Annotated in this window: 23 protein-coding genes; 9 read left to right on the top strand and 14 right to left on the bottom strand. The window is 66.5% G+C overall.

The features are described from left to right. Positions 1–104: 104 nt before the first annotated feature. The 4 genes from C722_RS0102455 to C722_RS0102440 form a co-directional block, all read right to left on the bottom strand. Positions 105–941: an AraC family transcriptional regulator gene (locus C722_RS0102455; RefSeq protein WP_017638975.1), complete on the bottom strand. Its 837-nt coding sequence runs from the start codon at positions 939–941 to the stop codon at positions 105–107. 314 nt (positions 942–1,255) lie between these two features. Further along, complete coding sequence (trmA, locus tag C722_RS0102450) at positions 1,256–2,344, bottom strand: tRNA (uridine(54)-C5)-methyltransferase TrmA (protein WP_017638974.1); 1,089 nt, start codon at positions 2,342–2,344, stop codon at positions 1,256–1,258. Positions 2,345–2,404: 60 nt separating this feature from the next. Then, positions 2,405–3,697 (bottom strand): NCS2 family permease, encoded by a 1,293-nt coding sequence (locus C722_RS0102445; protein WP_017638973.1) that lies wholly within the window; start codon positions 3,695–3,697, stop codon positions 2,405–2,407. Positions 3,698–3,819: 122 nt separating this feature from the next. Then, positions 3,820–5,211, bottom strand: a complete 1,392-nt coding sequence (locus C722_RS0102440; protein ID WP_017638972.1) for an MFS transporter — start codon at positions 5,209–5,211, stop codon at positions 3,820–3,822. 325 nt (positions 5,212–5,536) lie between these two features. On the opposite strand from C722_RS0102440, the gene C722_RS0102435 reads away from it, so the two are divergent. From C722_RS0102435 to C722_RS0102425, 3 genes are all read left to right on the top strand, one after another. Next, positions 5,537–5,941 carry an RcnB family protein gene (locus C722_RS0102435; RefSeq protein ID WP_017638971.1) on the top strand — a complete coding sequence of 135 codons (405 nt, stop codon included), beginning with the start codon at positions 5,537–5,539 and terminating at the stop codon, positions 5,939–5,941. Positions 5,942–6,029: 88 nt separating this feature from the next. Then, positions 6,030–6,332, top strand: coding sequence for a putative quinol monooxygenase (locus tag C722_RS0102430; protein WP_017638970.1), 303 nt, complete (start codon positions 6,030–6,032; stop codon positions 6,330–6,332). Positions 6,333–6,394: 62 nt separating this feature from the next. Beyond that, positions 6,395–7,948, top strand: a complete 1,554-nt coding sequence (locus C722_RS0102425; protein ID WP_017638969.1) for an alkaline phosphatase — start codon at positions 6,395–6,397, stop codon at positions 7,946–7,948. A gap of 4 nt (positions 7,949–7,952) precedes the next feature. Here the strand turns inward: C722_RS0102425 and C722_RS0102420 are convergent, their stop codons facing one another. Then, positions 7,953–9,305 (bottom strand): GntP family permease, encoded by a 1,353-nt coding sequence (locus C722_RS0102420; protein ID WP_017638968.1) that lies wholly within the window; start codon positions 9,303–9,305, stop codon positions 7,953–7,955. 203 nt (positions 9,306–9,508) lie between these two features. After that, positions 9,509–10,042, bottom strand: a complete 534-nt coding sequence (locus tag C722_RS0102415) for a gluconokinase (RefSeq protein ID WP_017638967.1) — start codon at positions 10,040–10,042, stop codon at positions 9,509–9,511. 186 nt (positions 10,043–10,228) lie between these two features. Here C722_RS0102415 and C722_RS0102410 point away from each other — a divergent pair, with 186 nt between their 5' ends. Then, on the top strand, positions 10,229–11,245 hold the full coding sequence (locus C722_RS0102410) for a LacI family DNA-binding transcriptional regulator (RefSeq protein WP_026083596.1): 1,017 nt from the start codon (positions 10,229–10,231) through the stop codon (positions 11,243–11,245). Between the two features lie 254 nt (positions 11,246–11,499). Here the strand turns inward: C722_RS0102410 and C722_RS0102405 are convergent, their stop codons facing one another. From C722_RS0102405 to C722_RS0102385, 5 genes are all read right to left on the bottom strand, one after another. Continuing rightward, on the bottom strand, positions 11,500–11,973 hold the full coding sequence (locus C722_RS0102405) for a GNAT family N-acetyltransferase (protein ID WP_017638965.1): 474 nt from the start codon (positions 11,971–11,973) through the stop codon (positions 11,500–11,502). A gap of 53 nt (positions 11,974–12,026) precedes the next feature. After that, the gene (locus C722_RS0102400) at positions 12,027–12,353 is read right to left on the bottom strand and encodes a hypothetical protein (protein WP_017638964.1); all 327 of its coding nucleotides are present in this window, start codon (positions 12,351–12,353) and stop codon (positions 12,027–12,029) included. Between the two features lie 15 nt (positions 12,354–12,368). Next, positions 12,369–13,025 (bottom strand): DUF2726 domain-containing protein, encoded by a 657-nt coding sequence (locus C722_RS0102395; RefSeq protein ID WP_017638963.1) that lies wholly within the window; start codon positions 13,023–13,025, stop codon positions 12,369–12,371. A gap of 70 nt (positions 13,026–13,095) precedes the next feature. Further along, positions 13,096–13,476, bottom strand: a complete 381-nt coding sequence (locus C722_RS0102390; protein WP_017638962.1) for a lysozyme inhibitor LprI family protein — start codon at positions 13,474–13,476, stop codon at positions 13,096–13,098. A 53-nt stretch (positions 13,477–13,529) separates the two neighbouring features. Further along, a complete protein-coding gene (locus C722_RS0102385) occupies positions 13,530–14,486 on the bottom strand; it encodes a LysR substrate-binding domain-containing protein (protein ID WP_017638961.1) in 957 nt (318 codons plus the stop codon). Positions 14,487–14,590: 104 nt separating this feature from the next. On the opposite strand from C722_RS0102385, the gene C722_RS0102380 reads away from it, so the two are divergent. Both C722_RS0102380 and C722_RS0102375 read left to right on the top strand, forming a co-directional pair. After that, a complete protein-coding gene (locus tag C722_RS0102380) occupies positions 14,591–15,493 on the top strand; it encodes a DMT family transporter (protein WP_017638960.1) in 903 nt (300 codons plus the stop codon). A gap of 22 nt (positions 15,494–15,515) precedes the next feature. Continuing rightward, positions 15,516–16,412, top strand: coding sequence for a DMT family transporter (locus C722_RS0102375; protein WP_017638959.1), 897 nt, complete (start codon positions 15,516–15,518; stop codon positions 16,410–16,412). A 16-nt stretch (positions 16,413–16,428) separates the two neighbouring features. Here the strand turns inward: C722_RS0102375 and C722_RS0102370 are convergent, their stop codons facing one another. The 3 genes from C722_RS0102370 to paoA are packed head-to-tail and all read right to left on the bottom strand — an operon-like array spanning position 16,429 to position 20,307. Further along, positions 16,429–18,651: a xanthine dehydrogenase family protein molybdopterin-binding subunit gene (locus tag C722_RS0102370; RefSeq protein ID WP_017638958.1), complete on the bottom strand. Its 2,223-nt coding sequence runs from the start codon at positions 18,649–18,651 to the stop codon at positions 16,429–16,431. A gap of 10 nt (positions 18,652–18,661) precedes the next feature. After that, positions 18,662–19,642 carry a xanthine dehydrogenase family protein subunit M gene (locus tag C722_RS0102365; protein ID WP_017638957.1) on the bottom strand — a complete coding sequence of 327 codons (981 nt, stop codon included), beginning with the start codon at positions 19,640–19,642 and terminating at the stop codon, positions 18,662–18,664. After that, positions 19,639–20,307 carry an aldehyde dehydrogenase iron-sulfur subunit PaoA gene (gene paoA / locus C722_RS0102360; protein ID WP_017638956.1) on the bottom strand — a complete coding sequence of 223 codons (669 nt, stop codon included), beginning with the start codon at positions 20,305–20,307 and terminating at the stop codon, positions 19,639–19,641. The genes C722_RS0102365 and paoA overlap by 4 nt, the downstream gene beginning before the upstream one ends. 316 nt (positions 20,308–20,623) lie before the next feature. On the opposite strand from paoA, the gene C722_RS0102355 reads away from it, so the two are divergent. The 3 genes from C722_RS0102355 to C722_RS0102345 are packed head-to-tail and all read left to right on the top strand — an operon-like array spanning position 20,624 to position 24,359. Continuing rightward, positions 20,624–21,154, top strand: coding sequence for a (2Fe-2S)-binding protein (locus C722_RS0102355; RefSeq protein WP_017638955.1), 531 nt, complete (start codon positions 20,624–20,626; stop codon positions 21,152–21,154). Then, complete coding sequence (locus tag C722_RS0102350; RefSeq protein ID WP_017638954.1) at positions 21,151–22,137, top strand: xanthine dehydrogenase family protein subunit M; 987 nt, start codon at positions 21,151–21,153, stop codon at positions 22,135–22,137. Before C722_RS0102355 ends, C722_RS0102350 begins: the two co-directional genes overlap by 4 nt. After that, a complete protein-coding gene (locus tag C722_RS0102345) occupies positions 22,134–24,359 on the top strand; it encodes a xanthine dehydrogenase family protein molybdopterin-binding subunit (protein WP_017638953.1) in 2,226 nt (741 codons plus the stop codon). Before C722_RS0102350 ends, C722_RS0102345 begins: the two co-directional genes overlap by 4 nt. The last annotated feature ends 173 nt before the right edge of the window (positions 24,360–24,532 follow it).

The raw sequence follows: 24,532 nt of genomic DNA, 5'->3' as shown, positions 1-24,532 counted from the left end.
GATGTCTGTAGCTTTCTGGCGCGAGGCCGGGAAGTAATCTTTGAGTGCGTGCACGGCTGATACCTGTCAGGGAAACAGGGTCTTAGCCTGGCCGGCGTTGGCATTCAGCGTCTTGAACGAAATTGCAGGCTGACTGATACCTTGGCGTAGGCACCGGGCGGGTAACCGTAGGTACGCTTGAACAGTCGAGTGAGATGGCTCTGATCGGCGAAGCCCGAAGCCGCAGCGCTTTCGACCAACGACATGCCCCCCAAGATCAGCCGGCGTGCCTGCTGCAGCCGGCGTTGAGTGAGATAGGCGTGGGGGGTAAGTCCTGTTGCTCGGGTGAAGGCGCGGAGCAACTGATAGCGGCTCAGCTCGGCAGTCTCAGCCAACTGGGCGAGGGTAGGTGCTTTCAGCGGAGCTTCATCGAGCTGCTCTCGTGCCCGGACAATACCGGCTGGAATGGCACAGCTTTCCAGTAGTCGAGGCTGGAGCAAACCACTTAGCAACAGGATGAGGCTTTGTTCCCATGCCAAGGGGCTGGCCTCGCTGTCCGGGCTCACCGTAGCGATGAAGGCGTTGGCGAAGCCCTGTGACAGGCGTCTATCGGCAATACGCGGTTGGCTGAATTCCACCTGGCGGGCGTGCCCGAGAACATCCTGTCCCACGTCGGCGACCAGGCTGGGATGCAGATAGAGCATGCGCCAGGCGCGGCCGGTTTCATCAAAGGGCGTCCCGTCGTGTACCTCGCCGGGATTCACCGTGATGACATCTCCTGGACCGGCCTCGACCAGCCCTCGACCGCTCAGGGATTTCTGCGCGCCCCGGTGGATCAGGCCGATACCGAAGTCGTCATGGGTATGACGGGCGAAGGTGCAGGACGTATCGGCCACCATCGCCTCAATGCCTGGTTGCTTGCAGGGCAGCGGTCGCACGAAAGAGGATTTGCTGGGCGCCATGATCGATCCTGACTGATCGGAAGGATCAGCATGCGTTTTTTAGCGCTGATTGTCGCCACGTTGAGCCTTTGAAACTGCCCTCTCCCAGAGAGAGGGGCGTTAAGGCGGGGCTCGTGTAGGTTGGGCTGCGCAAAGCGAAGCCTAACAGGGCTTGGCTGTTGGGCTTCGACGGTGGAGCCGTCTCAGCCCAACCTACGGCTCAGTAGCTTCCCTCGCCCCAGTCCTCTCCCCGAGGGAGAGGGGCGCTCAGCCCCGGCGTAGGGTGGAAAACGGCGCAACCTTTTCCACGCGGATTACCTCGACGCTCAAAGCCCTCACCGCCGCTCCAGCAAGACGCCACTTTCCATATGGTGCGTCCAGGGGAACTGGTCGAACAGGGCGCAGCGGGTGATGCGATGGGTGTCCTGCAGCTGGGCGATGTTCTCGGCCAGGGTCTCCGGGTTACAGGAGATATAGAGGATGCGTTCAAAGCGGCGGGTCAGTTCGCAGGTGTCCGGGTCCATGCCGGCGCGGGGCGGGTCGACGAAGACGGTGCCGAAGTCGTAGTTCTTGAGCTCCACGCCAGCCAGGCGGCGGAAGGGTCGGACCTCATTGAGCGCCTGGGTCAGTTCCTCGGCGGAGAGGCGCACCAGGGTGACGTTGTCCACGCCATTGCTGGCTAGGTTGTGCAGGGCGGCGTTGACCGAGGTTTTGCTCACCTCGGTGGCCAGCATCTTACGCACCCGACTGGCCAGCGGCAGGGTGAAATTGCCGTTGCCGCAATAGAGCTCCAGCAGATCGTCTTCACGCTCGCCCAGGGCGGTGTGGGCCCAGCTCAGCATCTTCTGGTTGACCGTGCCATTGGGCTGGGTGAAGCCGCCCTCGGGTTGCAGATAGCGGTAGGTTTTCCCGGCCACCTCCAGTTCTTCGAGCACATGGTCGCGACCGATCACCAGGCGCTGGCCGCGGGAACGACCGATCAGGCTGACGCCGAGGTCGGCGGCCAGGCGCTCGGCGGAGGCCTGCCAGGCGGCGTCCAGCGGGCGGTGGTAGGCCAGGGTGATCAGCGCATCGCCGGCCAGGGTGGTGAGGAATTCCACCTGGAACAGCTTGAACGACAGCGCCACGTCCGCCTGCCAGCCGGCCTTGAGGCGCGGCATCAGGTCATTGATGCGCTGGCTGGCGATGGGGAAGTCTTCGATGAGGATCGGCGTGTGCTTGTCGCCCGGGGCGAACATGGCGTAGTGGCGTTCCTCGTTCTCCCGCCACAGGCGGAATTCGGCGCGCAGCCGGTAGTGCTGCAGCGGCGAGGCGAAGACCTCCGGCTCGGGAGCCTGGAAGGGCGCCAGCAGTTCGCGCAAGCGGTTGGCCTTGGCGTCGAGTTGAGCCTGGTAGTCGGCGGGAGCGAAGGAAGGTTGGGACATGGTAGATCCGGGGCAGGGTGAGGCGGGGAGACCTCGGGGCCGGAGCCCCGAGGAGAGGGGTCAGGCGTTGAACCAGCCCAGCTTGATGACGAACAGGATCGACAGCACGATCAGTGCCGAATTTAGCTCGCGGGTGCGGCCGGACAGCAGCTTGATGACGGTCCAGGCGATGAAGCCGAAGGCGATGCCGTTGGCGATGGAATAGGTCAGCGGCATGGCCAGGGCAGTGACCAGCACCGGGGCGGCGGTGGTCAGGTCGTCCCACTCGATCTCGGCCAGCCCCGAGGTCATCAGCACGGCGATGAAGAACAGCGCCGGGGCGGTGGCGAAGGCCGGCACGCTGCCGGCCAGGGGGGCGAAGAACAGCGCCAGCAGGAACAGCACCGCGACCACCACGGCGGTGAGGCCGGTACGACCACCCGCGGAAACCCCCGCGGCGGATTCGATGTAGCTGGTGGTGGTGGAGGTGCCCAGCAGCGAGCCGAACATGGCGGCGGAGCTGTCGGCGATCAGGGCGCGGCCCATCTTCGGCAGGTGGCCATCCTTGCCCATCAGGCCGGCGCGCTTGGCGACGCCGATCAGGGTGCCGGAGTTGTCGAACAGGTCGACGAACAGGAAGGCGAAGATGACGCTGATCAGGCCGACGTCCAGGGCGCCCCGGATGTCCAGCTGGAGGAAGGTCGGTGCCAGCGACGGCGGCATGGACACCAGACCGCCGAAGGCACTGACGCCCAAGGCGATGGCGATCACGGTGACCACCAGGATACCGATCAGCACCGCGCCGGTGACCTTGCGCGCTTCGAGCGCGACGATCAGGAAGAAGCCGAGGATGGCCAGCAGCGGACCGGGTTTGGACAGGTCGCCCAGGCCCACCAGGGTCGCCGGATTACCCACCACGATGCCGGCGGTCTGCAGGGCGATCAGCGCCAGGAACAGGCCGATGCCGGCGGCGATGCCCGAGCGCAGCGGGAGCGGGATGCTGTTGATGATCCATTCGCGGATGCGGAAGATCGACAGCAGGAAGAACATCAGCGCCGAGAGGAACACCGCGCCCAGCGCCACCTGCCAGGTATGGCCCAGATGCAGGACCACGGTGTAGGTGAAGAAGGCGTTTAGGCCCATGCCCGGGGCGAGGGCGATGGGGTAGTTGGCGATCAGTCCCATGAGTGCCGAGCCGATGGCGGCGGCCAGGCAGGTGGCGACGAAGATCGCGCCCTTGTCCATGCCGGTGGCGCCGAGGATGCTCGGGTTGACGAACAGGATGTAGGCCATGGCCAGAAAGGTGGTGACCCCAGCCAGCAGTTCGGTGCGGACAGAGGTGTGTGCCTTGAGTTGGAAGAGTCTTTCCAGCATGGGATGCCTCGTGCGCGCCGGTCTGATCGGAAAAAGGCGCGCATCATAACAGGTCGGTAAACACGGGTAAGACGCTAGGACCTACCCCCCAAACGGCATCGCGTCGAGCACTGTCCGGTTGGTCAACTTCCAGAGGTATGGCCGCTGACCGAATCGCCGGCATTGCGGGCCAGGCGGAAGGCATCCAGGGTGCTCAGGATGCCGAGCACGGCCACGATGCAAAAGGCTAGCCGAAAGTCTGCCAGTTGCGGGTCGAAATGGCCGTGCCACTCCATCGAGGCGCGTAGCAACAGGGCGGCGATGGCCACGCCCAGGCCCATGGCCAGCTGGAAATTGGTGCTGAAGAGGGTGGAGGCATGCCCCAGGCGGTCCTTGGGGATGTCGGCGAAGGCCAGGGCATTGCTGGCGGTGAATTGCAGTGAGCGGAACACCCCGCTGCAGAACAGCAAGAGCAAGATCAGCGGTAGCGGCCAGCCGGGGGTGAGCAGGCCGCAGGCCAGCAGGCTGAGAGCGCTGAGCAGGCCATTGACGATCAGGATGGTGCGCAGACCGAAGCGGCGCATGGTGGCGGTGGTAAAGGGCTTGGCCGCGAGATTGCCGGCGAATAGGGCCAACAGGAGCAGGCCGGCCTGGAAGGCGTCCAGGCCGAAGGCCAGCTGGAACATCAGCGGCAGCAGGAAGGGCGCGGTGGCGATGGTGATGCGGAACAGCCCGCCGCCGAGGATGGCCGCGCGGTAGGTGGGGATGCGCAGTGTGCCAAAATCGATCAGCGGTCGTTCGATACGGGCCATGTGACGCACCGCCTTGGTGCCGAGGATCAGCCCTATGCCCATCCAGGCCAGGTTGCTACCCAGGCTGCCCTGATTCTGACCGAGGCGCTCTACGCCCCACATGAAGGCCACACAGGCCCCGCCCAGCAGCAGGAAACCGCGCCAGTCCAGCGGATGCCGCTGGGTGGGGATGTCGGCCGGCACCAGGCGCCAGGCCAGCACCAGGGCGATCAAGCCCAATGGCAGGTTGAGGTAGAAGATCCAGCGCCAGTCGGCATAGGTGGTGATCAGGCCACCCAGGGGCGGACCGAGCACGGGCGCCACCAGGCCGGGCCAGGTAATGAGGGCGATGGCCCGCACCAGTTCGTGCTTCTCCGTCACCTGCAGCACCACCAGGCGGCCCACGGGGACCATGAGGGCGCCGCCGAGCCCCTGAAGGATGCGCGCGGCGATGAAGTGTTCCAGGGACTGGGCTATCCCGCACAGCAGCGAGGCCAGGGTGAAGACGCCGATGGCCAGGGTAAAGACCGGTCGCGGACCGAAGCGCTCGGCGATCCAGCCGCTCACCGGGATACCCACGGCGATGGCCAGCAGATAGGAGCTGATGCCCAGGTTGAGGTCCACCGGATCACGGCCGAAGGACAGGGCCATCTGCGGCAGGGCCGTGGCGATCACGGTGGCGTCCAGGTTTTCCATGAAGAAGGTGAAGCTCACCAGGCCGGCGAGAATCTTCCAGCGTTCCATGAGTGCGCGCGTCCGGAAAAGAGGTGGGCTACTCTGCCTGAGGTGCTGCAAGGCTCGCCAGCCCTGGCTTACCGATAAAGGTCGAGGAATCGCTGGCACCTGCCAGCCAGACTGCCAGCGTCGAGATGAGACGGTTTCGCCAGCTGTCGTCGCCACCAGGGATTCGTTGCATGAAGGATGTGAACGATAGCCAAGGGTGGGGGCTGATCCTGCAGGACCGATCGGGACGAACGCTGGTAAGGCCAACGGTGCGTCCGCAGGTAGTCGTGGAGCTTTTCCGCTGAGCGCGGGGTCAAAACCTCGAACGCAGAGGAGAAACACCCCCATGATCAAGCAATCGCTGCTCTCCCTGGCTCTGGGTACCGTCGTCCTGGCAGGTGCCCTGCAGGTCCAGGCCGCGCCCGAGTCCATGACGCCGACCAAGCCGGCCGCCGACAAGGCGGCTTCGGAGCCCACCAACGCGCAGTACCAGAACAAGGTCAACAAGAAGGATGCCAATCAGAGCGACGAGGCTGTTACCCACGACCCTGATCATCCTACCTTTGAACTCGAAGAGGGTGGCCGGGCGCCACGCAAGTACATCCGCGATGAGTACGTGATCAAGGACTGGAAGAAGCACGGACTGGAACAGCCGGGCGAAGACAGCCAATGGGTGAAGATCGGTTCCGACTACGTGCTGATCAAGCGCAGCAACGCGGTGATCGACAAGATCGTCAAAGCCAAGCAGTAAGCCATCGTGGCCGGGGCCGGGTGATCGGCCCCGTAGTGTTTGGGGTGTCCAGGCGGCATGCTGAAACACCCTTTTCGGAGTCTCCCGCATGACCAGTGAAATCCGCATCGTCGCCATTCTGCAGGCCAAGCCTGGCCAGGCTGCAGCCGTCGAAAACGCGATGCGCGCCATCGTCGCGCCTTCCCGCGCCGAACCCGCCTGCCACTTCTATACCCCGCATCGCGATCCGAGCCATGAGGGGCGCTATGTCTTCATCGAGCGTTGGGCCAGTCGCGAAGCCCTCGCCGAGCACGAAGAAACCGCGCACTTCAAACAACTGCTGAGCGATCTCGAGGGCCTGCTCAGCGAGGCGCCGCAGATCATGATCCTGGAAGAATTGCCGCTGGCCTGAGGTCGGCGACATCCTGTTGTCACCTGCCTGAGCCACCCTGGCCTCTTTTCGCGGAGGCCTGGATGAGCACCTCGAGACGTCAAGCGCTGGGCCTGCTCGGCCTGGGTCTGAGCGCGCCCTGGTTCGCCGGTTGCAGCGCTCGCGAACCGCAAGCCGATCCTTTCACCCTGGGCGTTGCCAGTGGCGATCCTGCCGTTGATGGCTTCGTCATCTGGACACGGCTGGCACCTGATCCCTTGGCCGCAGATGGCCTGGGCGGTCTGCGCAGCCCGGTCGAGGTGCAGTGGGAGGTCGCCTTGGATCCGGGGCTGCGCCAGGTGGTGCAGCGCGGCATGGCCCAGGCGCGGCCTCAGGCGGCTTTCAGCCTGGCGATCACCCTGGTCGATCTGCTCCCGGGGCGCCCCTACTGGTATCGCTTCACCGCCCTGGGACATCGGAGTCGGATCGGCCAGGCCACTACCTTGCCGCCTTCGGCCAGTGCGCCACAGCGTCTCAAGCTGGTGGCAGCCTCCTGTTCCCACTATGAGAAAGGCTTCTTCAGTGCCTACCGGCATATGGCCGACGAGCAGCCGGATCTGGCGCTGTTCCTCGGCGACTACATCTATGAGTCCAATGTGCCGCTGCTGCTGCCAGCGGTCCGCCGCCACGGCCTGCCGGAGGCCCGGGACCTCGCCAGCTACCGGCGGCGCCATGCCCTGTACCGCACCGATCCCGATCTGCAGTACCTGCACGCCAAGGTCACCAGTGTCATCACCTGGGACGACCACGAGGTGCAGAACGACTATTCCGGTCCCTGGTCGGCGGATCCTCAGGTCAGCCTGGCCGCCTTCGCCGCGCGACGGCAGGCGGCCTACCAGGCCTTTCGCGAGCACGTACCCCTGCGCAGCTGGCGCACCCAGGGCACAGCGTTGCGCCTCTATGACCGGTGGCGCTTTGGCGACCTGGCCGAGATCCATCTGCTCGATGGTCGCCAGTACCGCAGCGAGCCGGCCTGCGCCACGGCCAGGACCCGCGGTGGCCAGCTGGTCGCCCCGGATTGCCCGGGTCTGCGCGACGCCGCGCGCAGCATGCTCGGGCAGGCGCAGGAGCGCTGGCTGCTGGATGGCTTTCGCCATAATGCCACCCGCTGGAATCTGATCGCCCAGGATCTCCTGCTGGCACCCCTGCGGCAGCGCCTGCCGGATGGCGATCCGGCCCGCTGGACCGATGGCTGGGACGGCTATCCGGCGACTCGCGAGCGGCTGCTCGCGGCCATGGCCGACAGCCGCCTGGCCAATCCGGTAACCCTGGGCGGCGATATCCATTCGTTCTGGGTGACGGATCTGCACCGCGATCCGGAAGACGAGCGGAGTCCGGTGGTGGCGAGCGAATTCGTCGGCACGTCCATCACCTCGGACGGCCCGGACTACCGACGTTTCCAGGCGTTGTTGCCGGAGAATCCCCAAGTGCGCTTCTTCGACAGTCGGCAGCGCGGCTATCTGGCCCTGGAACTGACGCGGGAACGACTGCAGGTGGACCTGCGCACCATCAGTGACCGAACCCGTCCGGATGCCGAGCGCAGCAACCGGGCGAGTTTCGTGGTGGAGGGAGGACGGCCAGGGGCCGTCCCTATCTAACGGCTCAGACGAACAGCGACAGCAGCATGATGAAGGCCAGGGCCACCACCGAGAGGATGGTTTCCATCATCGACCAGGTCTTGAAGGTCTCGGCCACGGTCATGTTGAAGTATTGCTTTACCAACCAGAAGCCAGCGTCGTTGACGTGGGAGAGGATCACCGAACCGGCGCCGGCGGCCAGCACCAGCAGTTCCTTGTTCACGCCGGGCACCAGCGCCACCACGGGGGCGACGATGCCGGCACCGGTGATGGTCGCCACGGTGGCGGAACCGGTGGCCACGCGGATCACCGCCGCCACCAGCCAGGTCAGCAGGATCGGCGAGATCTGCGTCTGCACCGCCAGGTTGCCGATCACCTCACCGACGCCGCTGGCCACCAGCATCTGCTTGAAGCCACCGCCGGCGCCGACGATCAGCACGATGGCCGCCACCGGGGCCAGGCTCTGGTCGAGCAGCTTGACGATCTTCTCGCGGGAGAAGCCGCAGGCGGTGCCGAAGCTGTAGAAGCTCAGCAGCAGCGCGGCGAGGAGGGCGGTGATGGGGTGGCCGATGAAGTCCATCCAGATGCGGAAGTGGTTGTCGGCGGCGAAGAAGATGTCGGCGAAGGCCTTGAGCAGCATCAGGATCACCGGCAGCAGCACGGTGAACACGGTGATGCCGAAGCCCGGCAGATTGCGGTTGTCGGTCTCCTGCGCGATCTGGGCGACCAGCTCGGCGTTGGCCGAACCGGGGATGCGCTTGGAGATCCAGGCACCGAAGATGGGACCGGCGATCATGGCGGTGGGCAGGCCGACCAGCAGGCCATAGAAGATGGTCTTGCCGATGTCGGCACCGAACACCCCGACCGCTAGCAGCGGACCCGGGTGCGGCGGCACCAGGCCGTGCACGGCGGACAGGCCGGCCAGCAGCGGGATACCCAGCTTGACCAGCGACAGGCCGGTGCGGCGGGCGACGATGAACACCAGGGGCGCCAGCAGCACGAAGCCGATCTCGAAGAACAGCGGAATGCCCACCAGGAAGGCGGCGAACATCATCGCCCAGTGCACGCGCTTGATGCCGAAGGCGCGGATCAGCGTCTGGGCGATCTGGTCGGCGCCGCCGGAATCGGCCATCAGCTTGCCGAGCATGGTACCCAGGCCGAGCAGGATGCCGACGAAGCCGAGCACGCCACCGAAGCCGTCCTGGAAGGATTTCATGACCTTTTCCACCGGCATGCCGGAGGTCAGGCCGAGAAAGCCCGAGGCGATGGTCAAGGCGATGAAGGGATGGACCTTGAACTTGGTGATCAGCAGCACCAGGCCGATGATGGTGACCAGGGCGTCGAGCAGAAGGAAGCTGTTGTGGTCCATGCCGAACATGGTGCCTCTCCTATTGTTGTTGTGGGCGTTGTAAGAGCCTATTCAAAGTCTGCTGCGCGTCGGCCAAACTGCGTTGAAAAGGGCTTCGGAATGCTCATTTACCCTTCGTAAACTCCGCTTCCTCAGCCCTTTTCGTCTTGTTTGTCTCTAGCTCGCGAGACTTTGAACAGACCCTAAGGGTTGGAATGGGTAGCGCTGTCTCGTCAGGCCGGCTGGGCCAGGCGCGCCGAGGTGGTCCACCAGGCCGACACCTGGGTGCCGATGGCGGCCAGCGGATCGCGGGCGTCCACTACCAGCGTAGCCGGTTCACCGTGGGGTGCTTCCAGGGTGGCGAACTGGCTGTCGATCAGGCTGGCGGGCATGAAGTGCCCTGGACGATTGGCGACGCGCTGAGCCGCGGTCTCGCGGGTCAATTCGAGAAAGACGAAACCGAGACCGGGCACGGCCTGGCGCAGCTGGTCGCGATAGCGGCGCTTGAGCGCGGAACAGGTAAGTACGGGACGTTCGCCCGCGGCCACGGCAGCAGCCAGTTCCTCACCGAGGCGGGTCAGCCAGCCAGCACGATCTTCATCGTCAAGGGGAATGCCGGCGCTCATCTTGGTGATGTTGGCGGCGGGGTGGAAGGCGTCGCCTTCGATCAGGCGGCCACTGTCCTGCTCGGCGATGGCCGCGCCGACGCTGCTCTTGCCACAGCCTGCGACGCCCATGACCACGAGCGCGGGAATGGGAGTGTTCATCGTCACCTCCGGTCTGGAGACAGCGCTACCCCGAAAAATGAAAAAGGGAGCGGCTTCCAGTTCTTGTCGATCTTGTTAGGCCGAATGCCGACGTGTTCCTGAAGGACACGCCAGGCTTGTAGTGTCTGGTGAGACAGCGCTACCTTAGGCGCGTTCTCCGTCCTTGACAAGCCTGAAACCATAACAATGAATCGAACGGGTTCTCGTAGTTCCGGTCGGCCCACCCTCACCGAGGTGGCGCTGCAGGCCGGTGTTTCCCCCATCACGGCCTCGCGGGCCTTGCGTGGTGTCGCTAGCGTGGCGCCCGAGCTAGTCACCCGCGTGCAGGAAGCCGCCGCGCGTCTTGGCTATGTCACCAATCCGGCCGCCCGCGCCCTGGCCTCGGCTCAGGGGCACTCGGTGGTGGTGCTGGTCCCCTCGCTGTCCAACCATCTGTTCATCGAGCCGTTGGAGGCCATCCACGAGATCCTGCGCCCCCGTGGCCTGGAGGTGCTGATCGGCAACTACCACTACGATCCCGAGGAGGAGGAGAAGCTGATCCGCAACTACCTGGCCTATCAGCCCCGGGGCCTGCTGCTGACCGGCTTCGACCGTACCGACGCCGCACGCCAGCTGCTGGCTGCTAGCGGGGTACCGCGGGTGCACATGATGGAGCTGGATCCGGCTGGCGGGGTGCCCAGCGTGGGCTTTTCCCAGCATGCCGCCGGCGCTGCCGCGGCGCGGCATCTGCTGGCGGCGGGGCGCAAGCGACTGGGTTATGTCGCCGCCCAGCTCGACCCGCGGGCGCTGGCCCGGGGCGAAGGGTTTCGCCAGGTGCTGCGCGAGGCGGGTTGCTACGATCCGAGTCTGGATGTGCTGGATTCGCAGCCGTCGTCCGTGGGCCTGGGCGCCCACCAGTTTCGCGAGCTGCTGGCCCGCCGGCCGGATGTCGACGGCCTGTTCTTCTGCAACGACGACCTTGCCCAGGGCGCGCTGTTCGAGGCCCAGCGGCTGGGAATCGCCATCCCGGAGCGGGTCTCGGTGCTGGGCTTCAACGACCTGCCCGGCTCGGCGCACACGGTGCCCCGGCTGACCTCCATCCAGACCCCGCGCGCCGCGGTGGGGCGCCAGGCGGCGACCCTCTTGCTGGGCCTGCTCGACGGTCGCAGCCAACCGACCTGCGTGGACCTGGGGTTCGAGTTGGTGAGCCGGGAGAGTGTATAGGGTCAGCGTCGAAGGCTACTAGCGGGGCTTCGATCCGGCAACGTTGGGCTTCGCTACGCTCAGCGCCAACCTACGGTGCCCGCGTGGGTTAGGTTGAGACGGCTCCATCGTTGAAGCCCAACGGCAGAGTCTCGATCTGGCCATGTTAGGCATCGCTGCACTCAGCGCCAACCTACGAGGCCGAGCCACTTACGCTCCTACCGCTTCGTGCTGACCGTAGGAGCGGCCCATGGCCGCGATTCGCTAGCGCCCATCTACCGCAATGCCTTGGCCAGGATCCGTGACTGGCCCTGGAAATCCTGGCGTGCATAGAACGCCTGGGCATCTTCGTTGAATTCCATGACCTCCAGGCGCAATTCGTCGACGTCGTTGTCCCGGGCCCAGGCTTCCACGGCTTCCAGCAACCGTGCGCCCACGCCCAGCCGTCGGTGGTTGGCGGCCACCACCAGGGTGCCGATCCGGCAGAGGACCAAGGGCTGCAGAAAGGAAATCGAGCGGGTATCGGACAGGCGTGCGGTGACGAAGCCCACCAGTTCGCCCCTGGCCTCGCCGACGAACATCACCCCATCGTCCGGCTCCAGCTGGGCGGCCCAGTAGTCCTGGTCGCGCCAGCCGCCGGAGGGCGCGGCAAAGGTCGCCGGGGCCTGTCGGTGATGCTGCTCGGCGAGTTGTTCGGCCAGGCGGCAGATGGCGGCGAGGTCGGTGACGAAGGCGGGACGGATACGCAAGAGCGGTGCTCGCAAGAGGAGTCGACCCTCCACCTTACGCCGCACGGCGCAGGTCAGGAAGCCTCCGCCGCCAGCTGCTGGTACCAGTCGGCATAGGGCGTGTTCTTGGCCATCCGACGGTTGTAATCGGGTGCGCCATCGGCCCACCAGACCGGTCCGCGTTCACCCAGGGCATGCTTGGCGGCGTCCACCGCGGCGCGGGCGGTGCGCAGGGCTGCGTCATCACCCTGGCGCTTGGCCACACCCACCTGGCGGCGGGCGTCCATCAGCTCATGGGTCAGGGCGTCGCGGCGGTCGGCGGGCAGGCTGGGGTCGGTACAGCGCCAGAGCCGGCCCCTGACCACGAAATAACGACCGTCCGGAGTGGTGGGATAGCGCATGGCAGGGCCCCTTGGTCAGTCTTCGATGTCGAGCAGGGCGCGGCAGTCCGGGTAGTTCGAGCAGGCCCAGAATTCCCGCCCCTGGTGGCGACCGCTGCGCGCACGGCGGCGGACCATGGGCGCCTGGCACTCGGGGCACTCCGGCGCCAGCGCCTGGTTGGGCGCTACCTTACGGTTGCGCGGCCGGCGCCCGCCGAACACGGCGTCGTGTATGGCACTGGCGGAATAGCGCGCCGCCGCCGGGATCTCTACCAGACGCAACTGGGCGGCCTCGCACACCGCGCGGACGAAGCGGTCGCGTTGCTGCCGATGACGCTGCAGGTGCGACCTGTCGTTGAGTTCGACCACCGCGTGTACGGCGAGGTCGTCGCGGCGGCAGATGGCGAAGTCGAAGTGCTTGCAGTTGATGCGATTCTGCGCGACCAGGTAGCGGCGGCGATCGCGCAGCGGCAAAGTCTGGACCACATCGGCGATGCGCACCTTGCCGAACACCCGGTAGTCGTCGCCCACGGCCTCGTCGAGCACGGCGAGAAAGGCCTGTTCGGCAGGGGTGAAGAGGGCTTCGACCTGGCGATAGGGAAAGGCGGCCTGGCGATGGCGTTGCCACCACCACAGTGCCCCCAGGAACAGCAGTCCGGCCAGGACCAGCAGGGGCAGGTAACGCTCGTACATCGCGAACTCCAACAGCGGGGCGCCATGATAGTGAGTCCTGGCGCCGGACAGCAGCGGCGGCGACGAAACGTCAGTCGCGCTGTGGTAGTTGCCGTTGCAGATCGTCCAGGCGCAGCAGGGTCACCGACTTCAGACAGCTCAGGTACTGCAGCTGCTGCATGGCGCCCTGGAAACCGCGGGTGGCGGTGGCGCAGCGGGGCGCCCGGTCGTCTTGCCAGAGCTGTTGCAGCCGCTCGAAGGCGGGGCGTTGCGTGGGGGCGGTGGCAGCCAGCCGTCGGCTGTAGACGTCCGCCAGACGGGCTTCGGCCGCGGCCAGATCCCCGGCGGCGCAGGCCGCCAACTGGGCCTCGCTGCCCTGGCGATCGCAGTCGGCAGGCGGCTGTTCGGCGGCGAGCGCCAGGGGCGGAACGGTCAGGACGAGCAGCAGCGAGGACAGGCGGAAGGCGGACATGGAGGCAGCTATCTGGACGGCAATCCCTTCAGACTGCCGCAAGTGGAGGGCGCTCACCAAGCGCCGCCGGTCTCCTGGGTCTCGCCCTGGGTGTCGCGGAAGTGGCGGATCTGCACCAGCAGCCAGTCGATCCAGCGCTGCACCGGGGCGTCCACCGGACCTTTGGGCAACACCAGGAAGTAGGCCTGGGTCGAGAGCTGGTTGAACCGATCCGGCAGGGGCCGCACCAGGGCACCACTGGCGAGCATCCGTTGGGCCAGCACGCAGCCGCCGAGGGCCACGCCCTTGCCGGCCGCCGCCTGTTGCAGGGCCATGCCGCTCAGGGAATAGCGTGGGCCGCGCAGGCTATCGCCCAAAGGCACCTGCTGGCTGGCGAACCAATCCTGCCAGGCGTTGAAGCGGCTGCTGGGACGCCCCGAGCGCCAGCCGCCGGGCCATTCGGCATGCAGCAGCGGATAGTCCAGCAAGGCGGCGGGTTCTGCCAGCGGCGCCGGGATCAGCGCCGGGCTGCACACCGGAAAGATCCATTCGCGCAGCAGCAGGCGGGTCTCGCCGTCCTGCCAATCGCCCCGGCCATAGCGGATCGCCGCCTGGGCACCGCCCTCGGTGCCCAGGGGCACGATGGCGGACGAGGCGTCGAGAAAGACCTCGATGTCCGGATGCTGTCGCTGGAAGTCTTCCAAGCGCGGCAATAGCCACTCCTGACCGAAGGTGGGCGGCGCGCTGACGGTCAGGACACTGCTCTTGACCCGTGCCCGGGCCACAGCGCGGGCCAGGCCGTCGAGGTGCGGCGCTATCTCGGCCGCGAGGGCGCGACCCTGGGCAGTAAGCCGCACCCCCTGGGGCAGACGCTCGAACAGCGGTTGCCCCAGCTCGGCTTCGAGCAGGCGGATTTGTCGACTGATGGCGCCGGCGGTGACGTGCAGCTCGTCCGCGGCCCTGGCGAACTGTTGGTGCCGCGCGGCGGCGGCAAAGGCGCGCAGGGCGTTGAGGGGAAGGGGAGTGGTCACGCTGAGCCTTAGTTTTCCTGAGCCTGACACCCATTAAACATCGTTTGTCCGACCTGTTCAGCCCCCGTCACCATTCAGGCTCACTTATTCGTGGAGCGACGCTCATGCGCAAGGAGCTGGATGCCACGGCCGTGCTGGTCATGCTGGCGCTCTGCCTGGTCTGGGGCCTGCAGCAGACGGCGATCAAGGCCATCGCCGAACAGGTCGACCCGCTGCTGCAGATCGGCTGGCGTTCGCTGCTGGCAGCCGGGTTGCTCTACGGCCTGGCACGCTGGCGCGGCATCCGCTGCCTCGGGCGCGACCAGACGCTGATTCCCGGACTGCTCGCCGGTTCGCTGTTCGCCCTGGAGTTCCTCTGCATGGCGGTGGGCCTGAAATACACCAGCGCCGCGCACATGGTGGTGTTCATCTACACGGCGCCGCTGTTCGCCGCCTGTGGCCTGCACTGGCTGGTGCCCGGCGAGCGGCTGTCGGGGCGTCAGTGGTTGGGCATGGTGCTGGCGGCCAGTGGCGTGGTCTGTGCCTTCCTGATTGGCAAGCCGAGCGGCGGCACCAGCTGGCAGGGCGATCTGATCGGCCTGGTCGGTGGCGCCGCCTGGGGCGCCACCACGGTGTTGATCCGCCGCAGCGCCCTGGCCGAGGCGCCGCCGCTGCGCACCCTGTTCTATCAACTCGGGGTGACTGGGGTGGTGCTCCTGGCGCTGGCCCTCCCGCTTGGCAAGCGCCTGGATCTGGCAGCACTCGACTCCCTGGCCTGGTCGAGTCTGGCGTTCCAGGTGTTCATCGTCGCCGGCATCAGTCTGCTGGGGTGGTTCGTGCTGCTCAGTCGCTATCGCGCCGCGCCCCTAGGGGTGCTGACCCTGCTGACGCCGCTGTTCGGAGTACTGATGGGCGTCTGGCTGCTGGACGAGACCCCAGGCCCTGGTTTTCTCGCCGGTGCCGCCCTGGTGCTCAGCGGTCTGCTGATCGTCAGCTATCCTTCCCGCTCGCGAACGGCGTCCCGCTGACTCGCCTGGCCTTGAGAATCCGATGCCGTCCACCTCGCTGCATCCCTGGTTGCTGCGCCTCATCCCCCTGGTGTTCCTGGCCCTGTGGTCCGCCGGATTCGCCGTGTCCAAGGTGGGCCTGGCCTATGCACCACCCTTCACCCTGCTGGCGATGCGCTATGCCCTGGCCTTCAGCGTGCTGCTGGTCGCCTTCCTCATCCTGCGCCCGCCACTGCCGCGTACGCGGCGGGAGTGGGCGAATCTGGCCGTGGTGGGCTTCCTCATCCAGGGCGTCTATTTCGGCATGAGCTATGGCGCCCTGGTGATGGGCGCCTCGGCCAACGTGGTGGCCATGGTCGCCTCGTTGCAGCCCATCCTGGTGGCCCTGGGCGCACCGCTGCTGGTGGGCGAGCGGGTGGCGCCGCTGCAGTGGCTGGGGCTGGCCCTGGGACTGCTCGGCGCCATCGGGGTGATCCTGGCGCGGGCGAGCGTCGCCGTGGAGTCCGTGGCGGGCATCTTCCTGGCGGTGGGCGCGCTGCTGGGCATGACCAGCGCCGTACTCTATGAAAAGCGCCTGGGCGTGGCCCAGCATCCGGTCACCAACAACCTGGTGCAGTACAGCGTCGGTCTGCTGTGTTGCGCGCCCCTGGCGCTGCTGTTCGAGCACACGCCGGTGCACTGGGCGCCGGCCTTCATTGGCGCCCTGGCCTATCTGGTGCTGGCCAATTCGCTGCTGGCCATCAGCCTGCTGGTGTGGATGATCCGCGCTGGCGAAGCGGCACGGGTCAGTGCGCTGTTCTTCTGCGTACCGCCAGGCGCCGCCTTGAGCGCCTGGCTGCTGCTCGGCGAGACGCTGCCACCGCTGGCCTGGGTGGCCATGGTCATCGCCATCGGCGGGGTGCTGCTGGCGACCCGGGCGGGAAGCAAGGCGGCGCGCTGAGCTGCGCCGCCTGCCGTCAGGCCGTCTTCAGCCCTGCCAGCACCTTGTCCACCGTCAGCGGATAGTCGCGGATGCGCACCCCGCAGGCGTTGTAGACGGCGTTGGTGAGGGCGGCCCCGGCACCGCAGATCCCCAGTTCACCGACACCCTTGATCTTCAGCGGATTGGCCTTGTCGTCCACTTCCGGCAGGAAATGGGCTTCGATGGCCGGGATGTCCAAGTGACAGGGGTAGTGGTAGTCGGCCAGGTCATGGTTGACGAAGTGACCGTGACGGGTATCGATCACCCCGTCTTCGTGCAAGGCGCTGCCCACCCCCCAGATCATCCCGCCGAGCATCTGCGAATGGGCGGTCTTCTCGTTGAGGATGCGCCCCGCGGCGAACACCCCGAGCATGCGCCGCAGGCGGATCTCGCCGGTGAGGGCGTGCACCCCCACCTCGGCGAAGAAGGCGCCGTAGCCCTGCTGGGAATAGTCCTTGAGCGTCTGCCCCGGCTTGATCTCGCCAATGGCCTGGAGATCATGCTCGCGCGCCAGTTCGGCGAGGTCGCGACTGCCGTTGTCGGCGATCAGCCGGCCGCCGACGAAACGGGCGCTGGCCGGATCGAGGCCCGCCGCTTGCGCCGCCTTAACGCGCAGGTTCTCGCAGGCGACATAGACCGAGGAGCCGGAACTGGCGGCGCCAAAGGAACCGCCGGAGCCGGCACCGGCCGGATCGTCGCTGTCGCCCAGCAGCACCTTGACCCGTTCCACCGGCAAGCCGAGGGACTCACCGGCGATCTGCGCCAGGATGGTATAGGTCCCGGTGCCGATATCGGTCATCGAGGTCTTGACCGTGGCCGTGCCATCGGCCTCCAGGCGGACCCCGGCCTGGGATGGCCTGAGCATGTTGGCGCGACTGGCCGCGGCCATGCCCATGCCGATCAGCCAGTCGCCGTCGCGCACCTGGCCGGGCGTGGCATTGCGCTGGTTCCAGCCGAAGCGGCGGGCGCCGTCCTGCATGCACTCCACCAGCTTGCGGGAGGAGAAGGGGATGTGCTTTTCCGGGTCCTGGCTGGGCTCGTTGCGGATGCGCAGCTCGATGGGATCGAGCGCGAGCATGACCGCCAGCTCGTCCATGGCGTTTTCGCTGGCGAGCATGCCCACGGCTTCGCCGGGCGCGCGGCAGGAGCCGGATTCGGGCAGGTCCAGCTCGACCATGCGGTGCGCCACCAGGCGGTCATCGCCGGCATAGAGGGTACGCGAGGACAGACCGGTGGGTTCGTAGTAGGTCAGGCCACGCGCCGAATGGGACCAGCCCTCGTGGGCCATGGCGAGGAGACGGCCATCACGGTCGGCACCCAGGCGGATGCGCTGCACCGTGGCCGAGCGGTGGTCGGTGATCTGGAACATCTGCTGGCGGGTGAGGGTGACCTTGACCGGCCGACCGATCGCCCGGGCGGCCATGGCGCCGATCAGGGCATCGGCATAGATCGGCAGCTTGCCGCCGAAACCACCGCCGATGTAGCGCGCCACGATGCGGACGTTCTCCTTGGGCAGTTGCAAGGTATTGGCCACGCAACTCTGCGCCTGCTCGACGAACTGGGTGGAGCAATAGATCGTCACCCGGTCGCCGTCCCACTGGGCGAGGCTGGCGTGGGGCTCCATCTGCGCATGGATGTGGTAGGGCGTGGTATAGCGCTGGTCGAGCTTGATCGGTGCCCGGGCGAAGGCAGCGTCGACATCGCCCGAGGCGGTGTCGGTGGGCTGGTCGCCATCCGGTGGTTTCACCGCCTGGCCGAGGTTGGCGGCCAGATCGAAGGCGCCCGGTTCGGCGGCGTAGTCGATCTCCACCAGGGCCGCCGCCAGGCGTGCCTCCTCGAAGGTCTCGGCCACCACGAAGGCCACGGGTTCGCCGAAATAGCGCACCTGGTCGCTGTCCAGGTAGGGCTTGGGCCGGGTGAAGCGGCCGCTGTTGTCCGGCTCGCGGGCCGCCTGCCGTGGGGCGTTGCGGTAGGTCAGGACGCTGAGCACGCCCGGCGCGCTTTCGGCGGCGGAGGTGTCCAGTCGAGCGATGCGGCCCTTGGCGATGGTGGCCCCGACGATGAAGCCATAGGCCACGCGATCATTGCGGAACTCGAAGCTGTAGGGCGCCTGGCCGGTGACCTTGAGCAGGCCGTCGACGCGATCGATGGGCTTGCCGATCAGGCCGCCGCGATTCTCATCGATCAGGTTGCGGCCAGCGGGTTCATTCATTTCCATGCTGCTGTCCTCAGGCCTGTTGGCGAGCGTCGGCCACCCCGGCGCGCAGGATGCGACGGGTCAGCTCGAGTTTGAAATCGTTGTGGCCATAGCCACGGGCGCCGGCGAGCAGGGCATCGCCCACGGCGGCGAGATCACCGTCCGCCGCCTGGCCGGCAAAGGCCTGATCGGCCGCCGCCACGCGCCAGGGTTTGTGCGCCAGACCGCCGAAGGCGGCGCGACCGCTGCGGATGCGCGTGCCGTCGAACTCGACGATGGCCGCCATGGACACGAGGGCGAAGGCATAGGAGGCACGGTCGCGCACCTTGCGATACACCTGGATACCAGGCGGTGGCGGCGGCAGGGTCACGGCGGTGATGAGTTCGCCGGGTTGCAGCACCGTCTCGATCTGCGGGGTGTCACCGGGCAGGCGATGGAAGTCGGCGAGGGGGATGCGCCGGGTGCGGCCATTGGCTTCGCGGGTCTCCACCGTGGCGTCCAGTACGCGCATGGCCACCGCCATGTCGGAGGGGTGCACGGCGATGCACTGGTCGCTGGCGCCGAGCACCGCGTTCATCCGATTGAAGCCGCCCAGGGCCGCACAGCCACTGCCGGGCTGGCGTTTATTGCAGGGCATCGCGGTGTTGTAGAAATAGGAGCAACGGGTGCGCTGCAGCAGATTGCCGCCAGTGGTGGCCTTGTTGCGTAGCTGCGCCGAGGCGCCGGCCAGCAGGGCGCGCGACAGCACCGGATAGCGCTCCCGTACCCGCGCATCGGCAGCCAGGGTGGAATTGCGCACCAGGGTACCGATGCGCAAGCCGCCGTCCTCGGTGGCGCGGATCTGATCCAGCTGCAGGCGATTGATGTCCAGCACCTGACTGGGGGTCTCGATCTCCAGCTTCATCAGATCCAGCAGATTGGTACCCCCGGCGATGAAGCGACTGCCCGCCTGGACGCCCTGGCGGCTGGCGTCGGCCTCGTTCTGGACACGCCGATAGTCGAAGACTCTCATGCCTGTCCCCCCGCCATCTGGATGGCCGCGACGATATTGGGATAGGCACTGCAGCGACAGAGATTGCCGCTCATTCGCTCGCGGATCTCTTCCTCGCTCAGCCGCATGGGGCCATCGAGGCGTGCCGAGACGTGGCTGGGCATGCCGGCCTTGACCTCGTCGAGCAGGGCCACCGCCGAGCAGATCTGCCCGGGCGTGCAATAGCCGCACTGGAAACCGTCCTTGGCCAGGAAGGCGGCCTGCATGGGATGCAGGCGCTCGGCGTTGCCCAGGCCCTCGATGGTGGTGATGGCGTCGCCTTCGTGCATGGCCGCCAGGCTCAGGCAGCTGTTGATGCGCTGGCCATTCACCAGCACGGTGCAGGCGCCACACTGGCCATGGTCGCAGCCCTTCTTGGTGCCGGTGAGGTGCAGGTTTTCGCGCAGGGCATCGAGCAGGGTGGTGCGGCTGTCGACCTTGAGCCGGCGCGCCTCGCCATTGATCTGCAGGGTCAGCGGCAGCAGTTGCGGCAGACGGGCGGCGATGGCCTGGGGCGTCAGGGGCGCGCCACCGCTGGCCTGGGCAAAGGTGTAGCCGGGAATGGCGCTGGTCGCCACCAGCACCGCGGAAGTGCCGAGGAACTGGCGCCGGGACAGGCGCCAGGGTGCATCGGAGTCGGAAGCCATGGTTGGATTCTCATCGTTGGAGGCGCATCACGGGAGTTCTGATGACTGCCCCTTTGGGGACGGGGTTCAGGCCACTGGGCCGCTGGTGGCAGGAGCCGCCATACCGGATGTGTCCTGCCCGTGCCCAAGGGCTCTGGATCAGTACTCCCAACGCTTCGCTGAGCAGGCTTCAACGTCACGTTGAATACCGCTGGGCAGGGGTGCTGAACCGCTTCCGGTCGGCAACAGTCCCTTACCTGAGGTGGCCTTTCGCTGCCACCACCTATTCCGACCACGGGGGCATCTGCACCCCGCGGCTTTAACCGTGAGGTCCGCCATGAACGCCACCCCCGCGCGCCAGCTTCAGCCCCTGGCCGAACCCGAGTCCCATACCATCGCCCTGACCCTCAACGGCAAGCAGCTGCAGCTGGCCGTCGAACCCTGGACCACCCTGCTCGATCTCCTGCGCGACCACCTCGACCTGACCGGCACCAAGAAGGGCTGTGATCACGGCCAATGCGGCGCCTGCACGGTGCTGGTCAATGGCACTCGCATCAACAGCTGCCTGGCCCTGGCGGTCATGCAGGATGGTGCCGAGGTCACCACCATCGAAGGCCTGGCCCAAGGCGACCAGCTGCATCCCATGCAGGCCGCCTTCGTCGCCGAAGACGCCTTCCAGTGCGGCTATTGCACCCCTGGGCAGATCTGTTCGGCGATCGGCATGCTCAAGGAGGGCCACGCCCACAGCGAGGCCGAGGTGGCTGAGCAGATGAGTGGCAACCTCTGCCGATGCGGTGCCTACCGCAACATCCGCGCTGCCATCGAACGAGCGCGTCCGGATTGCCAGCAAGGGGAGGACCGCGAATGAACCGCTTCGGTTACGCCAAGCCCAATGCCGTGCCCGATGCCATCCGCCAGCACGGCCCCCAGACCCATTTCATCGCCGGCGGTACCAACCTGTTGGACCTGATGAAGGAAAACGTCGAACGCCCCGAGCAGCTGATCGACGTCAACGGTCTGCCCTTGCGCGAGGTCGAGACCACCGCCGAAGGCGGTCTGCGCATCGGCGCCCTGGTCAAGAATGCCGAGGTGGCCTACCACCCCGAGGTGCAACGCCGCTATCCGCTGCTGGCCAAGGCCATCCTCGCCGGAGCTTCCCCGCAATTGCGCAACATGGCCTCCACCGGCGGCAACCTGCTGCAGCGCACCCGCTGCTATTACTTCTATGACGTGGGCACCCCCTGCAACAAGCGCGAACCCGGCTCCGGCTGCGGCGCTCGTGAAGGGCAGAATCGCATCCACGCCATCCTGGGCCACAGCGAGCAGTGCATCGCCACCCACCCTTCGGACATGTGCGTGGCCCTGGCTGCGCTGGAAGCCCGAGTCGAGGTGAGCGGTCCCAACGGCGAGCGGGTCATCGACTTCGCCGACTTCCATCGGCTGCCCGGCGATACCCCGGAGCGCGATACCAACCTCGCCACCGACGAACTCATCACCGCCGTGACCCTGCCGGCGGAAAGCCTGGCGGCCCACAGCGCCTACCTGAAGATCCGCGACCGCGCCTCCTATGCCTTCGCCCTGGTCTCGGTGGCGGCAGCACTGGAACTGGATGGCGAGCGCATCAAGCAGGTCCGCGTCGCCCTGGGTGGCGTGGCCCACAAGCCCTGGCGGCTGCCGGAGGCCGAGCAGGCGCTGGTTGGCCAGGTCGCGGACAAGGCGGCCTTCGGTCAATTGGCCGATCGCCTGCTGCAAGGCGCCCAGGGCTTCGCCCATAACAGCTTCAAGATCGAACTGGCCCGGCGCGCCATCGTCCGTGCCCTTACCGAAGCCGCCGGAGGTACCCTGCAATGACCGTCGTCCATCTGCAAAAAGCCGTTCCCCGCGTCGACGGTCCGCTCAAGGTCACTGGCCAGGCCCTCTACGCCGGCGAATTCAGCGTGCCGGATCTGGCCTTTGGTTTCGTGGTCAACGCCACCATCACCAAGGGTCGCCTGCTCGGCCTGGACGTTAGCGAAGCCCTGGCCCAGCCGGGCGTGATCGAGGTGCTCAGCCACCTCAATCGACCCAAGATGGCCAGCTATGACGAGAGCTATACCGACATGGATGCGGCCGATGGCAAGCCCTTTCGGCCGCTGTACAACGACCGCATCCTCTACAGTGGCCAGCCCATCGCCTTGGTCGTGGCCGAGACCTTTGAGGCCGCACGTCACGCCGCCGCGCTGATCCGCGCCCAATACAGCGAAGAGGAGCACGCCACCGACCTGGCCCAGGCTCGCGACCAGGCCCACGAAGCGCCCATGGAGTTGCCGGAGAATCGGGGTAACGCCCCGGCAGCCTGGGCCGCGGCGCCTACCCGCATCGAAGCCGAATACCACTCCGCGGCGGAATTCCACAATCCCATGGAGATGCACGCCTCGACGGTCATCTACCACAAGGACGGCAAACTGACGGTGCACGACAAGACCCAGGGCGTGCAGAACAGCGCCCAGTTCGTCAGCAGCATCTTCGGTCTGGGCGAAGGCGACGTGAAGGTCATCTCGCCCTTCGTCGGCGGCGCCTTCGGTTCCGGCTTGCGTCCGCAGTACCAACTGGTGCTGGCGACCATGGCCGCCTTGCAGCTCAAGCGCTCGGTACGGGTTACCCTGACGCGCCAGCAGATGTTCACCTTCGGCTATCGCCCCGAGACCTATCAGCAGGTCAAGCTGGCCTGCGACAGCGACGGCAAGCTGCAGGCCATCGATCACAGCGCCCTGGGCATCACCTCGCGCTTCGAAGACTTCACCGAGATGGTGCTGGTCTGGTCGGCATCGCTCTATGCCTGCCCCAACGTCAAGCTGGCCTACCAGCTGGCTGCGCTGGACGTCTACACCCCGCTGGACATGCGCGCGCCGGGGGCCGTGCTGGGCGTCTATGCGCTGGAAAGTGCCATGGACGAACTGGCCTACGCTGCCGACATCGATCCGCTGGAGCTGCGTATTCGCAACTTCACCGATGTCGATCCGGCCAAGAACAAGCCCTATTCCAGCAAGGAGCTGCTGGAATGCTATCGCCAGGCCGCCGAGCGTTTCGGCTGGGAGCAGCGCAGCATGGCGCCGCGTTCCATGCGCGACGGCAACCAGCTGGTCGGCTGGGGCATGGCGACCGGGGTCTGGGAGGCCATGCAGCAACCCGCCACCGCCAAGGCGGTGATGAACATCGACGGCAGCCTGGTGGTAGCCAGTGCGACCGCCGATATCGGCACCGGCACCTATACGGTGATGACCCAGATCGCCGCCGAGAACCTTGGTCTGCCGCTGGACAAGGTGACCTTCAAGCTGGGCGACTCCACCCTGCCCAAGGCGCCGCTGGAAGGCGGTTCCTTTACCGTGTCTTCGGTGGGCACCGCCGTGAAACTGGCCTGCGATCAGCTGCGCCAGCAACTGCTGGATGCGGCCAAGGAAATGGACGACTCCCCGCTGGCCAAGGCCGAACTGGAGCAGGTGGTATTCGCCGACGGCGGCATCAGCCTCAAGACCGATCCGGCCCAGCGCGTCGACTTTACCGCCATCCTCAAGGCTTCGGGTTCGCCGTCCATGGAAACCCTGGCCAGCGCCGAGCCGGCGGAAGAGCGCGACAACTACGCCACCGGTACCCACTCGGCGGTGTTCGTCGAGGTCAAGGTCGACGAAGACTTCGGCAGCGTCCAGGTCAGTCGCGTAGTCACCGCTGTGGCCGCGGGTCGTATCCTCAACCTCAAGACCGGCGAGAACCAGGTGGCCGGTGGCATCGTCTGGGGCATCGGCATGGGCCTGCAGGAAGAGGGGATGATGGACACCACCGAAGGCCGCTGGATGAACCACAGCCTCGCCGAGTACCACTTCCCGGTGCAGGCCGATGTTCATCAACTGGAGGTGATCTTCGTCGAGGAACACGACGAGATCGTCAATCCGCTGGGCGCCAAGGGCATCGGCGAGATCGGTATCGTCGGGGTAGCGCCGGCCATCGCCAACGCCATCTTCCATGCCACCGGCAAGCGGGTGCGGGATCTGCCCATCACCCTGGACAAGGTCTTCGCCGACGAGCTGCTGCACTAGGGTCAGCAGCGTTCTATTTGGCTTCGACGCTGGAGCCATCTCAACCCAACCTACGGTGAGGCTGCCGTAGGTTGGCGCTGAGCGCAGCGAAGCCCAACAACCAAGCCCCCAGGAACGAAAAAGGCCCGCCTCCAAGAGACGGGCCTTTTTCAGGCAGTCAGTAAACCGCTATT

The organism is Pseudomonas sp. 313 (assembly GCF_000316965.1).
Lineage (GTDB): Bacteria > Pseudomonadota > Gammaproteobacteria > Pseudomonadales > Pseudomonadaceae > Chryseomonas > Chryseomonas benzopyrenica.
Note: the sequence above shows the minus strand (reverse complement) of the source record. Positions and strands in the feature narration are given on the sequence as shown.

Excerpts from the sequence above, each read along its gene's own strand:
- C722_RS0102380 (WP_017638960.1), top strand. The coding sequence starts at position 14,591 with ATGCGCAAGGAGCTGGATGCCACGGCCGTGCTGGTCATGCTGGCGCTC.
- C722_RS0102365 (WP_017638957.1), bottom strand. The coding sequence starts at position 19,642 with ATGAGAGTCTTCGACTATCGGCGTGTCCAGAACGAGGCCGACGCCAGC.
- C722_RS0102375 (WP_017638959.1), top strand. The coding sequence starts at position 15,516 with ATGCCGTCCACCTCGCTGCATCCCTGGTTGCTGCGCCTCATCCCCCTG.
- paoA (WP_017638956.1), bottom strand. The coding sequence starts at position 20,307 with ATGGCTTCCGACTCCGATGCACCCTGGCGCCTGTCCCGGCGCCAGTTC.
- C722_RS0102370 (WP_017638958.1), bottom strand. The coding sequence starts at position 18,651 with ATGGAAATGAATGAACCCGCTGGCCGCAACCTGATCGATGAGAATCGC.
- C722_RS0102435 (WP_017638971.1), top strand. The coding sequence starts at position 5,537 with ATGATCAAGCAATCGCTGCTCTCCCTGGCTCTGGGTACCGTCGTCCTG.
- C722_RS0102455 (WP_017638975.1), bottom strand. The coding sequence starts at position 941 with ATGGCGCCCAGCAAATCCTCTTTCGTGCGACCGCTGCCCTGCAAGCAA.
- C722_RS0102430 (WP_017638970.1), top strand. The coding sequence starts at position 6,030 with ATGACCAGTGAAATCCGCATCGTCGCCATTCTGCAGGCCAAGCCTGGC.
- trmA (WP_017638974.1), bottom strand. The coding sequence starts at position 2,344 with ATGTCCCAACCTTCCTTCGCTCCCGCCGACTACCAGGCTCAACTCGAC.
- C722_RS0102425 (WP_017638969.1), top strand. The coding sequence starts at position 6,395 with ATGAGCACCTCGAGACGTCAAGCGCTGGGCCTGCTCGGCCTGGGTCTG.
- C722_RS0102440 (WP_017638972.1), bottom strand. The coding sequence starts at position 5,211 with ATGGAACGCTGGAAGATTCTCGCCGGCCTGGTGAGCTTCACCTTCTTC.
- C722_RS0102415 (WP_017638967.1), bottom strand. The coding sequence starts at position 10,042 with ATGAACACTCCCATTCCCGCGCTCGTGGTCATGGGCGTCGCAGGCTGT.
- C722_RS0102410 (WP_026083596.1), top strand. The coding sequence starts at position 10,229 with ATGAATCGAACGGGTTCTCGTAGTTCCGGTCGGCCCACCCTCACCGAG.
- C722_RS0102355 (WP_017638955.1), top strand. The coding sequence starts at position 20,624 with ATGAACGCCACCCCCGCGCGCCAGCTTCAGCCCCTGGCCGAACCCGAG.
- C722_RS0102345 (WP_017638953.1), top strand. The coding sequence starts at position 22,134 with ATGACCGTCGTCCATCTGCAAAAAGCCGTTCCCCGCGTCGACGGTCCG.
- C722_RS0102420 (WP_017638968.1), bottom strand. The coding sequence starts at position 9,305 with ATGTTCGGCATGGACCACAACAGCTTCCTTCTGCTCGACGCCCTGGTC.
- C722_RS0102445 (WP_017638973.1), bottom strand. The coding sequence starts at position 3,697 with ATGCTGGAAAGACTCTTCCAACTCAAGGCACACACCTCTGTCCGCACC.
- C722_RS0102390 (WP_017638962.1), bottom strand. The coding sequence starts at position 13,476 with ATGTCCGCCTTCCGCCTGTCCTCGCTGCTGCTCGTCCTGACCGTTCCG.
- C722_RS0102395 (WP_017638963.1), bottom strand. The coding sequence starts at position 13,025 with ATGTACGAGCGTTACCTGCCCCTGCTGGTCCTGGCCGGACTGCTGTTC.
- C722_RS0102400 (WP_017638964.1), bottom strand. The coding sequence starts at position 12,353 with ATGCGCTATCCCACCACTCCGGACGGTCGTTATTTCGTGGTCAGGGGC.
- C722_RS0102350 (WP_017638954.1), top strand. The coding sequence starts at position 21,151 with ATGAACCGCTTCGGTTACGCCAAGCCCAATGCCGTGCCCGATGCCATC.